Consider the following 13,438-nt stretch of genomic DNA (forward strand, 5'->3'; position numbering starts at 1 on the left):
ATGCTTGTTTGAGGTTAAGCTTTCGGTGCGAAAACCCCATCAATGGCGGGCGGTCCCTGTGTTTCCACAAGACCGCGCGCGACTAAGTCTTCTAAATGGGCCAAAACTGAAAGGCCAGCCGCGCCGTGTAGCTTAGGATTAGTGGTCGCATACATCACCTTCACCATATCAGGAATGTTGCGATCGCCAGCCTGCAATCGATCAAGAATACTGGCCTCACGCATCAGTCGATGCGTTTTGAGCCCACGCATGAACTTGTCAGGCTTTTCAACACGTCCGCCATGGCCAGGAAAGAAAAGATGTTCATCACGCGCCATGAGCACATCTAGCGAGGCCATGAAGTCAGACATGGATCCATCGGGTGGTGCAACAATCGAGGTGGACCACGCCATCACATGATCGCCAGACAAGAGAATGTTCTCCTCTTTGAGGCAAAAGGTCAGATGATTTGCCGTATGTCCGGGCGTGGCAACGGCTTCTAACGTCCAGCCTTCTCCGGCAATGATTTCTCCGTCTGTCACTATAACATCGGGGTTGAATTCTTTATCGGCGCTGGCATCAAGAGGATTGCTCTCACCCAGATACAGATCGCGCGAAGGTCGATGCTGGCCTTCGCCAAATGTTGCTGCATTGAAATGTTTTGCTAGAGTTTTAGCGGCGGGTGAATGATCTGCGTGGGTATGTGTCACAATAATATGTGTGACAGGCCGGTTCCCCACAGCTTTTATGATGGCTGAGATGTGATCATCAATGATTGGCCCAGGATCTATTATAGCAACACTGTCTTTGCCAACCAGATAGGTATTGGTGCCGTGAAACGTAAATGGACCACTATTTGGCGCGGTGATACGGCTTAATTGATCGGTTAGCCCGACTAATTCCCCGTGGTGTGGTTTGAAGGTCTGTTTTAGCTCCATATAGTCTTTTAGCGATGGCATTGTTTTTTGGCTACGGCTTTATCAAGGCGCCTTGTTCAATTTTGTAGAAAAAAGTTGATTTCATATGCTTTCAACCGTTGCGAAGCAAACGCAATGAGTCTATATCCCAACAGCGTCACGCGATTAGCGTTGATTTGTTGGGGTGTAGCCAAGCGGTAAGGCAACGCTTTTTGGTAGCGTGTACCGTAGGTTCGAATCCTACCACCCCAGCCAACACTTTGATATTATTGTATTAATTGTGTTTTCCGCCGGAAATGCCCCGGTTTTCCTTATTCATTCTGACACTGAGACTAATGTTGCGCCTTTAATAACGGCTTCCCCCAAATAGTCTGGAAGAGCCTTTGCGGCGCTAACAGTTTGACCAAATATGATGGTGAGTACATCCGCTTTGATTGAGAACACTCAAAGTCAGCCTCAAAGAACTGGTGAGACTTTCATGGGTTTTGATTTATTTTTTGCTCGACTAATTTTTTTTCTGCATCCCACTTGTGATATTTCCATCCTGCAAAATCAAATCCGAATAAATCAATTTTTGCTTTGGAATCTTCTAACATATGCATAATCGTCAATACCCCACTACTGGGTACCAGTCGCTTTTTTTCGCTGTTTTTGATTTCAAGTTTTTGACACGCATGTTCGTATAGATCGGCGGGTAGAATGCTAACCGGTTTGCTATGCTCTTCACTAATCTTTAGCCAGCGTGGTGTATAATCCCTTCTACGTCCTTTTAACCAAGAAAGTGGGTTCGGGCGCGGCATATATTTACGTATTACCTCAGGGTGGTATGACAGTAAGATACGTTCTGCAGACTGAAAAACAATGCTGTTTTGGTAATTGTCTTTGCGAAGTGCAGTTGCCATATTCTTAGCTGTATTAGCAATAACAAGAACGTCAGTCCGCATATCATGGTGGTAGTGGGATTCTGGTGGTCGGTTGAATCTTACGATCTTGTCATAATCAGCGATCAAATCCTGCATTTCCCTCGTAATGGGTGCGTTGCCAACAATAGCGATGCTATGTGATGGTAATGCCATTTTATGCTTCTGTTGTTTGTGTGGGTGCAGAATTGTTCAAGCCATATTTAGTTACAGTATGCTTACTGTGAATTGTTCTTTTAATTATTTGCGAATTAGATTGGTGAATATCCTTATTATAATACTCTCGACTGTGTTCAAGATGAACACACCTTGCTGAGTATCGGATGCGTTTGGGTTGTATTCCGTAGTTTTTAAGTCGAAAGCCAAATTCACAATCTTCGCCGCCATATCCCATTCGTTCATCAAAACCGCCAATGGCAATAGCATCCTTTTTCCAACATGATGAATTGCCACCATTAAAGGTCATTTTGACTGGTACTAATTTGTCAAGTATCGCGTTGATACCAATGTTTTTAGCGCCCATCTTGATAAAAAATGTACTGTGTAATCTACCCATCTGCATCATTTTCAAAACCTTGAAAGGAAGACCAAGGTTGATTTCTGAAAACCCAATTTTGGCTGAAACATCCGCTCGTAACCTACAGGCACCACCTGACAGAAATCTTCCTCTTTCAGCATTGTTACGATGACAGACCAAAAAATCAGGTTCTGGAATGCAGTCTCCATCCGTGAACAACAAATATTCACCTTGTGATGCAATAATTGCCTGATTCAATATTCGATTTTTTCTGAACCCTTCGTCAGGGTGCCATACATAAGAAACAGGTATTTTCAGTTCAGATGCATATTTTTCATAGCGCTCACGATGAGCGACATCGGACCCGTCATCTGCAACTATAATTTCAAAATCTTTATCTGTTTGAGCTTCATACCCACAGAGTGCTTTTATTAAAAGTTCAGATGAATTATAGGTTGATATAATGACACTTATTTTCAAATATATAACTCCATGTTTGTTATAAATAACAATTTTTAGAGATAATATGCAATCAAAATTGATAGGAATATCTCTTATGAGCAACTCGATAAACATGCATATTTCTGATTATGCTCGAGTTATGAAATCCCATCTAAGACAATTCACTCCATTTAGGAAAAATTATACTGAAGCGCGAGTTATAATCTTTCGAAATTATAAAATTGCTTACGTTCCCATACCTAAATGCGCAAATTCCTCAATTCGTGCAGCATTGTTACCTCTCATCAATATCAAACCATCAAGTGTTTCTAGGATTCAGGAATTTGAAGGATTTGAGGAATTAAATCTAAGACAATTTTTGAGAAACGACTTTTCAAATGACTGGTTTGTTTTTTGCGTAGTGCGTAATCCTTACTCTAGATTTGCGTCTGCTTATTTGGATAAGCTTGTAAATCGGCATGAGGTATTAAGGCCATTACGTCGGATGGGATTGAAGAAAGAAGATAGCTTTTTTCGTTACATGAAGATGTTAAACATGTGGCCCTTGGACGCACGAAACGAACATTTTGCTCCGCAAAGCAGACTTGTTTCAAAAATGGGATATTTGCCTGATCTCTCCTACTACAAATTTGAAGCACTCTCTACGCAATGGGAAATAATAAGAGATGAAATTACAAAACGATCTAGCATCTCAATTCCCAAACTGGAACAACGAAATAAATCAAAATCAAATATGGATTGGCATGACTTATATTGCGATGAAAGCAAGAAACTTGCAGACAAGATGGCAGTAGATGATTTTAAGAATTTTGATTATGAGATGGCATTGTGAAGCTTGCGTTTTATACCTATCCAAAAGGATGGCCATGGCCTAATTCATGGAGACGCCTGAAGCGAAGTTGGCATCAATATGAATCTGGAAAAGTATTACAGCAAGGGATGAGACTATCTGGCACTGGTGACATCGTCATTGGAAAATATAACAAACCTTGTAATGCTAAGGTTGCTATCATTTGGTCTTGGAAGCAGTTGCAGGTTATCGCTGCTCAGCAAACGCAGGGAAACCATCTGCTTGTTCTCGAACGTGGTTTTATTCAACCACGTAATGATTGGGTAAGCCTCTCATGGGACGGATTTAATGGACGAGGGTATTTCCCCAAAGCGCCTGATTCTGGTCAACGATTTGAGAAGTACTTTTCCCATCATTTGAAGCCTTGGCGAAAGCCTTCAGGAAATAGAGCATTACTCATCGGGCAAGTTCCTGGTGATGCTTCACTTGAGGGAGCAGACATGCACTGTTGGTTGCAGGACACGGTACAGAAGTTAAAAGCGATGGGAGCTTCTATAATATTCAGACCCCATCCTAACGCGCAAACTGCGACACCTGAAGGAGCGGTGCTTGCATCGGGCAGCTTGCAGCAAGCATTTGATAATTGTGATTTTGTTGTTACCTTCAGTTCAACAACGGCAGTTGAAGCAGTGCTTGCTGGAATTCCAACAGTAATTTTTAGTGATGGATCAGTTGCAGCTCCAATGGGATCTCGATCCTTGGACGAGCCTTTGAAATATCCAGATCGGACGCAGTGGTGTCATGATCTGGCGTGGCGACAATGGACATTACATGAGTTAGCTGATGGCTCTGCATGGCGTCATGCAGTACAATATCTTGCAAGCAGTTAGGGTCTAAACTCAATTGAGTTCAGACCTTAGACAAGTTTAAGAATATCATTTGCGCATTCATAAACTTCCATATCATGTTCTATGTATCTGTTTTCCAGCATCATAATTTCTTCTGAATATTCAACTATTTGTTTATCTTTGCTCCGATTTACCCAACCAATCCGAGGCTGTCTTTTAATACCCAATATTGTAGAAGCATTTTGTATAGAGCGCGGCGCGCATTCAAGTATCAGTGGGATAATGTATCCTGATGCCAGACGCTTAAACGCTAGTTCTTTTGCCTCTAAGATACTAATTTGATTTGGAAGATTTACTTGGTTTCTGCCAATTGCAGCATCGCCAAAAGAACCGCCACCAATAAATTTTGTAATAATATTATCTTTCAAACCCAATATTACGGGATCGTCACTCTTAAGAAATGTTGTGTAGTCCATTTTCCTCAATAGAGTTCCTACACCGGTTGGATTGGAATCCGGTTTTTGACGGAAATAACGATAGCTAGAGCGCAATCTCTCCCTTGGTTCTCGTAGCGTTACACCGACCTTCCAATCATTATCCACCTCCAAATCAAGCCACTGCTGCACGGTCATGTGCGGGGAGACAAATCTTTTGTTTGCTATTTTTTCAAGAGAAACCACACCAGCAAAGTTTAACTTAGCATCTTCTGAATTCTTATAGCAGTTTCTGAATGTTGCCCTGAATGACTGGCTAGCAGTTTTATGAATCCGTAACAGAGCAAATTTTTCCCTTGCTCGAGATGCTCGCATTAATCGCTTAAAATCACTGATAAAGATTCGCGCTCTGGATTTCATCAATCAAGCCAATTCAAACGCCAAAATAGAAGTCTACATTTCTGCCAAACACTGAGTGGATTATCTAAATATGGAGGCTGATAACGTACAAGAAGTTTTAGCTCTTCTATAGTCAATTCTTGTTTCAGAAAATACCAGACTTTCAACTTCTGGTTTTGGGTGAGGCTTTTTTGATGATGCGTGAATTTGTCAGTAACAAGCTTTGTTTTTGATCCTCCGCCACGCACTTGGTTTTTGTCATACAGCTCTCGGCTTTGAGTATTTAATTGCTCCCAATTATCATCCAATGTCTTTCCATCTATGCCTTCAAATTTTTCTGCGGTTGGTAAATCAAGGAACTTTAATGCAGCGTACATTGTCTCTGGATTAGAGATGAGGTCTTCATAATGGATACACAACCTCTCACCTTTAGCTTGTGAGAAAAAATGAAGGTTTCCAAGGTATACTCTAAATGGTTTAAACCGCTTGTTCGCCATGCGAACAAATACTTCCAAAGGGTCCCGCAATATCAATAAGGTTTTTGCATTGGCAGTATCTTCAACTTCAATTTTGCGCCATGCAATACGCCCTGTTTTTCTTTTGCTAATGCATAAGGGATCATGAGAGCGTGTAAACGCGATTTCCGCATCATCAACAGGGTCAATGAGGATTTTTTTGCCTGGCGTGGGAATTCCATAAAGTTTTTCAACGCAAAAACGTAGCCAGTTCAGACCACTACGTGGAGCAGAAACTACATATCTATTTTTAATGCTCGTCAAAATTATTCACAAAATATCCGTAATGATGATTTGATCGTAAATCAAAAATAGAAAAGATCAAACGCGCTTAAATCTAACTCACCATCAACGAATTTATCCACTTTTCGCTCACCAGCTTTTTTCCTATCAGACCTCAAGGCGTTACATTTGATCTTGGATATATATATATGAGGACAGTTTTTGGAAAATCTCAGTTATTACAATTAGTTTTTTGACGCCTGAACAAACGCTAGGGCTTATTCAAGCTCAAACTCCTAAGTCAGATAAAATTTACTGCGACCACTTCAATAACTTACGTAATTCGCGTGTTAAAAAGTTCCAAACTCTCGTAATCCAGTACCTCAAAAAAACCGGGGGGATGATTTTTTGGGCGGCGGTTCCGTTTTGAGCTGTTAATAGCAGCTTACAGGCTTACCCAATTATCGAGCATCGCTGATTGACTTTACCATCGGCTTGTCAGATGACATTGGTGATGTATCGTTATTGGCTTGTGAGGTTACGTGGATAATCCTATTTTGGTCGAGGTTATGCGCGGTGACTTTGTTGAGAGCGTACATCGTGGCGCCATATCAATTGTTGATGCTAGCGGCGCGGTGCTTGTTGATATTGGCGATACGCACAAACCCATTTTCCCGCGTTCTGCCATTAAACCACTTCAAGCGCTTTATTTGGCTGAGAGTGGCGCGGTGGAAAAATATGGCCTAAGTGATGAAGAGCTAGCGCTGGCGTGTTCATCGCACAATGGCGAGCAGGCGCATGCCGCTGGTATTGTCATCCTGCTTGGCAAAGCCGGTTTGACTTATGAATGTCTTGAGTGCGGTTCTCAGTGGCCCGTTTTGCCTGCAGATCGTGGTGCCTTGATAAAAGCGGATCAAAAGCCCGATGCACGCCATAACAATTGCTCAGGCAAACATGCAGGCTTCATATGCGCGACTCATCATTTGGGTGAAAAGATTGAGGGCTATGTGAAGCCCGAGCATCCCGCCCAACGTGAGCTTAAAGGAATTTTGGAAGTTCTCACAGGCTATGACATTAAGGATCCAGCTACTATAGCAACAGATGGGTGTTCCATTCCTACTTATGCTCTGCCTTTAAAAAATCTCGCCCACGCTTTCGCCCGCTTTGCGGCTGCCAGTGACATGGGTACAGGACGCGACAAAGCAGCGCGCGATATTCATAACGCTTGCACAAAGCATCCTTATCTCATTGCTGGCACAAAGCGCTTTGATACGAATGTGATGGAACTCCTTGGGCATAAAGCGCTCATAAAGACTGGTGCAGAAGGGGTCTATGCAGGAATGATCCCAAGCCTTGGACTTGGTATTGCGCTGAAATGCGAAGACGGCACAACAAGAGCATCGGAAGCTATGATGGCGGGCGCTCTGGCAGCTGTGTTTGCCGAGGGGCGGGATCTATTGGCGCCTTATCTGGCCAGCACATTGAAAAATCGAAATGGCTGGGCTGTCGGGTCGGTGCGTGTGGTGGATGGTCTTGTTAAACGACTAAGACAATCTGTTGCCTGAAACAGATAGATGATTAAAACCTGTGCGCCGTGCGCCCAAGAGTTCTTTTGTAACTGGCTTGATCCATTCAAAACCTGTGATCGCCTGTTTTGAGATATTGCCGAACACGTTATCCTTTATAATGACGTCTCTCGCACCCTTAACAACGCTGGCTGTCACGCCCCATGGTGCTGCGCGGATGACATTCTGGCTAACGACCACATTGCGACAAAACTCACCCCAACCAACATGGATACCTGCTTGTGGCACATTCTCCACCGCATTGCCTGTAATCACCGTATCGGCTTCAGCATAAATGCCAATGCCAGGTTTAAAATCTCCACTGTCTTTGTAAGGGAGCTTGTTTGTGAGATTGCGGATTATATTGCCGGTCACCGTTGCAAGCCGCCCGCCTTCATTGAAATTAGCCAGCGAGATACCAATGGTGCCACCATCTACGATATTGTTGCTCACAACAGCACCTTCAAAGCTAAATTCGCCATAAAGCGCCGTTTCGCCTGAATTAGAGCAGCTGTTACCAAGAATTTGTATGTTATGGCCGGCATTGGCCCGTACGGATGAAAAGGCGCAATTTGATATGCGATTGTTAGACACCATGACGTTATGGGCCTGATAAATATTGATCCCGTTACCCCATTGCCCCGTGCCGCCATTGGTGGATTTTATGTTCTCAATCCGGTTATTGCTGACAACTGACCCATCATCACCGAGTGTGAAACGATGGACTAAAATACCGCCATTACCGCATTCAGAAATAGAATTGTCGGTGATTGTCATGCCGGTGCTTTGTTTGGAGAAAATTGCGGTGTCTCTGATGGAATGAAAATAACAACCGCTGACTGTGCCTCCTGCACCTGTCATATCTAGGCCATGGAGACCGCTACCGACAAAATCACAGGCACTCACGCGCAAATCACGAACGGTATTGAGCGTTAAAAGACCTTGCCCATTTTCAGATAAAGGTAAACTTAAACCATCGAAAATGATCCCGTGAACATGGATGAGGTCAGCGCGTTCTGCACGAGCCAAAAAATTACGCCCGTTAAAAGTAAGACGGGTTGAACCAGGAACACCGATGATGCGTGTTCGGCGCGGAAAAACAAGGCCACCAACTTTATAAACGCCGCCCGGCAAAAAAATCGGGACATCCTGTTCGGCTGACTGATTTAATAGCTTTTGAAAGTTCGCACTTTGGTCCTCACGAGACCCAGGAACCACACCGCCTGCTTGTGCATTGATCATATGGCTCTTAAAAGCATCAGTGGGAATATTGAGCGGATTCTTGGAAAACATTGGTAATGCGAGCGATGGGCTAATGGTCAGTGCCGCGCCAGCAAAAGTAGCCTTTGATAAAAGCTCACGTCTGGAAAATTTTAGGTTTATATCCACTGTCTATTTGTGCCTATTCAATGCGATTCACATTCGTTTCTATTTTAACAGGTCAATTGGAGAGTGAAAGGGTGGCAATCTTCTGATCCTAGAACGTCAACACATAAAAAAAGGCCGGTTTCCCGGCCTTTGAGTTCTCTAAAGGTGTGTTAGCTTAGACGAATTGATCAAGACCAGGAATGGCACCGACAATTTCGGCTACGGTATCTTCGCCAGCTTTTTCTTTAGCAAAGCCCATAACTTCGCCTGCAACGCCCTGTACATCGCCCATACCAAGGCCTGCACCGGTGAGCTGGCCCATAAGTGCCATGGCGCCACCGCCACCGCCACCGCCGCCGCCGCCCATAAGGCCACCAACAGCGCCCATTAGGCCACCGCCACCGCCACCGCCACCGGAAGCGGCTGAAATCAAATCCTCAGCACCGGGTAAAGCACCCATAAGTGAAGATACTTTATCTTCTGGGCCTTCTTGCTGCAGAAATCCTAAAATCATGCCGACCGCTTTTTGCGCCAATCCCTCATCAATACCAACATTGCTAACGATGCGACCAATAAGTTCTTCCATAGTGTTCTCCATTTTTAAATTCATAAGCTTTGTGTCTTTAATAGACTCGCATTAGTCTCAGTGAGAGAAAATCATGTTGTTGAGTATGAAACAAGGATAAAGTTGTATCGCGAGCCGCGCTATATACTCCAAATTGTATTTTCACTCATAAAAATGATAAGTACCGTTGCTGAAACCAGATGCATCCGTATATATCCTAGAGCATATGTTTATTGTGTGGCCATAAATTGGAGGGCGTTTTGATGTTTAAAGATGGAATGATTTATCTCGGCACGAGTGTGAAGGGAGAATATCTAGATCTCAAACGCGCCAATCGGCACGGTTTGATAACCGGCGCCACGGGCACTGGTAAGACAGTCACGCTGCAAATCTTGACCGAAGGGTTCTCCAGCGCCGGGGTTCCTGTTTTTTGTGCAGACGTCAAAGGCGACTTGTCGGGCCTGAGCGCCGAGGGCGAATATAAAGATTTTCTAGAAAAACGCGCCGCCGACATTGGCTTCACGGATGAATATGAGTTCGGCTCATTCCCAACTGTTTTTTGGGATTTATTTGGCGAACAAGGCCACCCCATCCGCACGACAGTATCCGAAATGGGTCCCTTATTGCTTTCGCGTTTGATGGAACTTAATCCGACACAAGAAGGTGTTTTGAACATTGCTTTCAAGATTGCGGATGATGAAGGTCTTCTTCTGCTTGATATGAAAGACCTGCGTGCACTTTTGGTGAATTTGGCTGATCGCGCGGGTGAAATATCGGCGGAATACGGCAATGTTTCCAAGGCTTCAATCGGTGCAATCCAGCGTCAATTGCTGGTGCTGGAAGAGCAGGGCGGCGAAGATTTTTTCGGTGAGCCAGCCCTTGATATTATGGAAATCATGCGCACTGACCGCTCCGGCAAAGGGCTGGTGAATATTCTGGCTGCTGATAAATTAATGGGCTCGCCGCGTCTTTATGCGACCTTCCTTTTATGGCTTCTATCCGAACTATTTGAAGAATTACCAGAAGTTGGCGATCCGGAAAAACCGCGCCTTGTCTTCTTTTTTGATGAAGCGCATTTGTTGTTTGATGAAGCACCAAAAGCACTTGTTGCAAAAGTCGAGCAAGTGGTGAAACTCATCCGCTCCAAAGGGGTTGGCGTTTATTTTGTGACACAAAATCCGCTTGATGTGCCAGATGGAGTTCTCTCGCAATTGGGTAATCGCATACAGCATGCGCTGCGGGCCTATACGCCACGCGAGCAAAAAGCCGTTAAAGTGGCCGCTGGCACTTTCCGACCTAACCCTGATTTCGATGCCTATGATGTGATTATGGAGCTGGGAGTGGGTGAAGCGCTTGTTTCTACCTTGGAGCGTAAAGGCGTGCCGTCTATCGTTCAGCGCACATTGATCCGTCCGCCATCCTCGCGTCTTGGTCCTCTAACTGTTTCTGAACGCAATAAGACTATCAAGAATAGTCCGATCTATGGTCTTTATGATGAAGCGCAGGATCGCGAATCTGCCTATGAAATTTTAAAAGGCCGAGCAGCTAAAAAGGCTGAACTTGAAGAAAAGCAGCGCCTGCAGGAAGAAAAAGAGCGCGAAGAAAAAGGCCGTATGAAACGCTCACGTTCTGGCTACCGCGATGACGATGGTTATCGTGATGATCGCCCAACAAGAAAATCACGTCGTAAAACGCGCCGTCGCTCGAAGCGCCAGTCTGTGGCGGAAACCGCGATGAAGTCAGTCGCGCGATCTGTTGCATCTTCGATTGGGCGAGCCCTTGTACGCGGTATTCTTGGTAGCCTTAAGGGCGGAAGATAAAACAAGATAGGAATATAAATGTCTTTGGATGATGTTTTAAAAGCTGTCGATGACGGCTTGGATGACAGCTTGAACCGTCTTTTTGATTTGCTGCGGATAAAAAGCATTTCTACCGACCCTGAGTTTAAATCTGATTGTCAGGCGGCGGCTGAATGGCTGGTTGATGAATTGAATTCAATCGGCTTTGAGGCAAGCGTGCGACCAACAGCCGGTCACCCGATGGTGGTCGCTCATGATAAAGCGCAAAGTGGACCGCATGTTTTGTTTTATGGCCACTATGATGTGCAGCCAGTTGACCCTTTAGAGCTATGGGATGCGGACCCTTTCGCGCCACAAATTTTAACAATGGAAGATGGGTCAAAGCGCATCACTGGTCGTGGCACTGCGGATGACAAGGGTCAATTGATGACCTTTGTAGAGGCCTGCCGCGCTTATAAATCGGTTACTGGTGCGCTGCCTTGTGCCGTCAGTATTTTCTTTGAAGGAGAAGAAGAATCTGGTTCTCCCAGTCTTGATGATTTTCTTGAGAAAAACAGCGAAGAACTGAAAGCTGATATTGCTCTGGTTTGCGATACCAATATGTGGAACCGCGAGACGCCCGCCATCACCACAACACTGCGCGGTATGCTGGGCGAAGAATTTACAGTGAAGGCTGCCGACATGGATTTGCACTCTGGTTATTTTGGCGGGGCAGCGCGTAATCCTATTCAGGTATTAAGCGATATTCTAGCAAGCCTGCGCGATGAAACGGGTCGGATTACGATTCCTGATTTTTATGACGGGGTTTTGGAAATCCCCGCCGACATCAAAGAGATTTGGGACGGGCTTGAATTTGATGAGGCAGAATTTCTGGGCAGCGTTGGATTGTCTGAGCCTTCGGGCGAAAAAGACCGCACCGTGCTGGAACAAACATGGTCACGCCCGACTTGTGAAATTAATGGCATTTGGGGCGGCTACACTGGAGCGGGCTTTAAAACGGTGATCCCTGCTGAAGCCCATGCTAAAGTCTCGTTCCGACTTGTGGGGGAACAAGATCCGCTTAAAATCAGAGACGCGTTTCGCGCCATGGTGCGTTCAAAATTGCCATCCGATTGCACAGTTGAGTTCATTGATCATGGCGCAAGTCAGGCAACGCGCTTGCCGTTTGATAGCCCATGGCTAACAAAGGCGCGCGGTGCATTGGATGAGGAATGGGGTGTGCCGACTGCGATGAGCGGTATTGGTGGTTCAATTCCTGTGGTTGGTGATTTTAAACGTCATCTCGGCATGGATTCATTGATGGTTGGCTTTGGGTTAGGTGATGACCGCATTCACTCGCCAAATGAGAAATATGAGCTATCCAGTTTCCATAAAGGCATCCGTTCTTGGGTGCGTATTTTAGATGAATTGGCGCGTTAAAAAAATTTCTTGCACTCTGTCGCTTGCCCTTCGCTCGTTCGCAGCCTATTTTCCTTTTATCAATTACCGTGCGCAATGCACCCATTTTAGTTTGGAGATTTCAAAATGGCTTTCACACTCCCCGATTTGCCTTATGCCTATGATGCTCTTGGCCCTTATATGTCGGCTGAAACACTCGAGTTTCACCACGATAAACACCACAACGCCTATGTAACTGCCGGAAACGGCATGATGGAAGGCACGCCTTATGCTGACATGAGCGTTGAGGATGTTGTTGTGAAAAGTCATGGCGATAACCCTGGACTTTTCAACCAGGCAGGCCAGCATTTCAATCATGTTCACTTTTGGAACTGGATGAAACCGAATGGCGGCGGCGCTATTCCGGGAAATCTGGAATCAAAAATTATTGCCGATCTTGGCTCCGTTGACGCTTTTCGTGATGCCTTCATTAAAGCAGGCATGACGCAGTTTGGTTCTGGCTGGTGCTGGCTTGCATTGAAAGACGGCAAACTTGAAATCATGAAAACACCAAACGGCGAAAACCCGCTCATACATGGCGCAACACCGCTTCTTGGCTGTGACGTTTGGGAACATTCATATTACATTGATTACCGCAACGCGCGTCCAAAATATCTGGAAGCTTTCGTTGATAATCTCGTAAACTGGGAATATGTGACAGAGCTATTTGAAGCTGCGTCGTAAGTAACGATTGAACGAGA

General features: G+C 45.0%; 13 protein-coding genes and 1 tRNA gene. 7 read left to right on the forward strand and 7 right to left on the reverse strand.

All coding sequences use genetic code 11. The annotated features are described in order from the left end of the window. Window positions 1–14 precede the first annotated feature (14 nt). On the reverse strand, window positions 15–938 hold the full coding sequence (locus tag ABJ081_07485; protein MEP6356508.1) for an MBL fold metallo-hydrolase: 924 nt from the start codon (window positions 936–938) through the stop codon (window positions 15–17). Between the two features lie 138 nt (window positions 939–1,076). On the opposite strand from ABJ081_07485, the gene ABJ081_07490 reads away from it, so the two are divergent. Next, a tRNA-Gln gene (locus ABJ081_07490) sits at window positions 1,077–1,151 on the forward strand. Window positions 1,152–1,372: 221 nt separating this feature from the next. On the opposite strand, the gene ABJ081_07495 is transcribed toward ABJ081_07490, so the two are convergent. Together ABJ081_07495 and ABJ081_07500 are read right to left on the reverse strand one after the other, a co-directional pair. Then, complete coding sequence (locus ABJ081_07495; GenBank protein ID MEP6356509.1) at window positions 1,373–1,972, reverse strand: hypothetical protein; 600 nt, start codon at window positions 1,970–1,972, stop codon at window positions 1,373–1,375. A 1-nt stretch (window position 1,973) separates the two neighbouring features. Beyond that, complete coding sequence (locus tag ABJ081_07500; GenBank protein MEP6356510.1) at window positions 1,974–2,909, reverse strand: glycosyltransferase; 936 nt, start codon at window positions 2,907–2,909, stop codon at window positions 1,974–1,976. Here ABJ081_07500 and ABJ081_07505 point away from each other — a divergent pair. Both ABJ081_07505 and ABJ081_07510 read left to right on the forward strand, forming a co-directional pair. Then, window positions 2,890–3,627, forward strand: coding sequence for a sulfotransferase family 2 domain-containing protein (locus tag ABJ081_07505; protein MEP6356511.1), 738 nt, complete (start codon window positions 2,890–2,892; stop codon window positions 3,625–3,627). The two genes, ABJ081_07500 and ABJ081_07505, sit on opposite strands and share 20 nt — an antisense overlap. A gap of 107 nt (window positions 3,628–3,734) precedes the next feature. Continuing rightward, window positions 3,735–4,475 (forward strand): DUF6716 putative glycosyltransferase, encoded by a 741-nt coding sequence (locus ABJ081_07510; protein ID MEP6356512.1) that lies wholly within the window; start codon window positions 3,735–3,737, stop codon window positions 4,473–4,475. Window positions 4,476–4,501: 26 nt separating this feature from the next. Here ABJ081_07510 and ABJ081_07515 read toward each other — a convergent pair whose 3' ends face one another. Together ABJ081_07515 and ABJ081_07520 are read right to left on the reverse strand one after the other, a co-directional pair. Next, window positions 4,502–5,287, reverse strand: a complete 786-nt coding sequence (locus ABJ081_07515; GenBank protein ID MEP6356513.1) for a hypothetical protein — start codon at window positions 5,285–5,287, stop codon at window positions 4,502–4,504. Beyond that, a complete protein-coding gene (locus ABJ081_07520) occupies window positions 5,287–6,045 on the reverse strand; it encodes a hypothetical protein (GenBank protein ID MEP6356514.1) in 759 nt (252 codons plus the stop codon). The genes ABJ081_07515 and ABJ081_07520 overlap by 1 nt, the downstream gene beginning before the upstream one ends. A gap of 500 nt (window positions 6,046–6,545) precedes the next feature. Here ABJ081_07520 and ABJ081_07525 point away from each other — a divergent pair, with 500 nt between their 5' ends. Further along, window positions 6,546–7,568 carry an asparaginase gene (locus ABJ081_07525; GenBank protein ID MEP6356515.1) on the forward strand — a complete coding sequence of 341 codons (1,023 nt, stop codon included), beginning with the start codon at window positions 6,546–6,548 and terminating at the stop codon, window positions 7,566–7,568. On the opposite strand, the gene ABJ081_07530 is transcribed toward ABJ081_07525, so the two are convergent. After that, a complete protein-coding gene (locus ABJ081_07530; GenBank protein ID MEP6356516.1) occupies window positions 7,548–8,957 on the reverse strand; it encodes a TIGR03808 family TAT-translocated repetitive protein in 1,410 nt (469 codons plus the stop codon). The genes ABJ081_07525 and ABJ081_07530 overlap by 21 nt on opposite strands. A gap of 154 nt (window positions 8,958–9,111) precedes the next feature. After that, complete coding sequence (locus tag ABJ081_07535) at window positions 9,112–9,522, reverse strand: DUF2267 domain-containing protein (GenBank protein ID MEP6356517.1); 411 nt, start codon at window positions 9,520–9,522, stop codon at window positions 9,112–9,114. A gap of 242 nt (window positions 9,523–9,764) precedes the next feature. On the opposite strand from ABJ081_07535, the gene ABJ081_07540 reads away from it, so the two are divergent. The 3 genes from ABJ081_07540 (at window position 9,765) to ABJ081_07550 (ending at window position 13,421) form a co-directional block, all read left to right on the forward strand. Further along, window positions 9,765–11,321: a helicase HerA-like C-terminal domain-containing protein gene (locus ABJ081_07540; GenBank protein MEP6356518.1), complete on the forward strand. Its 1,557-nt coding sequence runs from the start codon at window positions 9,765–9,767 to the stop codon at window positions 11,319–11,321. Between the two features lie 18 nt (window positions 11,322–11,339). After that, entirely contained in the window at window positions 11,340–12,719 is a 1,380-nt protein-coding gene (locus ABJ081_07545) for a dipeptidase (GenBank protein ID MEP6356519.1), read from the forward strand. Between the two features lie 105 nt (window positions 12,720–12,824). Beyond that, window positions 12,825–13,421 (forward strand): superoxide dismutase, encoded by a 597-nt coding sequence (locus ABJ081_07550; protein ID MEP6356520.1) that lies wholly within the window; start codon window positions 12,825–12,827, stop codon window positions 13,419–13,421. Window positions 13,422–13,438 lie beyond the last annotated feature (17 nt).

Source organism: Hyphomicrobiales bacterium (assembly GCA_039989895.1).
Classification (GTDB): domain Bacteria; phylum Pseudomonadota; class Alphaproteobacteria; order Rhizobiales; family JACESI01; genus JACESI01.

Coding starts and splice junctions, on each gene's coding strand:
- ABJ081_07485 (MEP6356508.1), bottom strand. CDS start 938: ATGCCATCGCTAAAAGACTATATGGAGCTAAAACAGACCTTCAAACCA.
- ABJ081_07495 (MEP6356509.1), bottom strand. CDS start 1,972: ATGGCATTACCATCACATAGCATCGCTATTGTTGGCAACGCACCCATT.
- ABJ081_07505 (MEP6356511.1), top strand. CDS start 2,890: ATGAGCAACTCGATAAACATGCATATTTCTGATTATGCTCGAGTTATG.
- ABJ081_07500 (MEP6356510.1), bottom strand. CDS start 2,909: ATGTTTATCGAGTTGCTCATAAGAGATATTCCTATCAATTTTGATTGC.
- ABJ081_07510 (MEP6356512.1), top strand. CDS start 3,735: ATGAGACTATCTGGCACTGGTGACATCGTCATTGGAAAATATAACAAA.
- ABJ081_07515 (MEP6356513.1), bottom strand. CDS start 5,287: ATGAAATCCAGAGCGCGAATCTTTATCAGTGATTTTAAGCGATTAATG.
- ABJ081_07535 (MEP6356517.1), bottom strand. CDS start 9,522: ATGGAAGAACTTATTGGTCGCATCGTTAGCAATGTTGGTATTGATGAG.
- ABJ081_07540 (MEP6356518.1), top strand. CDS start 9,765: ATGTTTAAAGATGGAATGATTTATCTCGGCACGAGTGTGAAGGGAGAA.
- ABJ081_07545 (MEP6356519.1), top strand. CDS start 11,340: ATGTCTTTGGATGATGTTTTAAAAGCTGTCGATGACGGCTTGGATGAC.
- ABJ081_07550 (MEP6356520.1), top strand. CDS start 12,825: ATGGCTTTCACACTCCCCGATTTGCCTTATGCCTATGATGCTCTTGGC.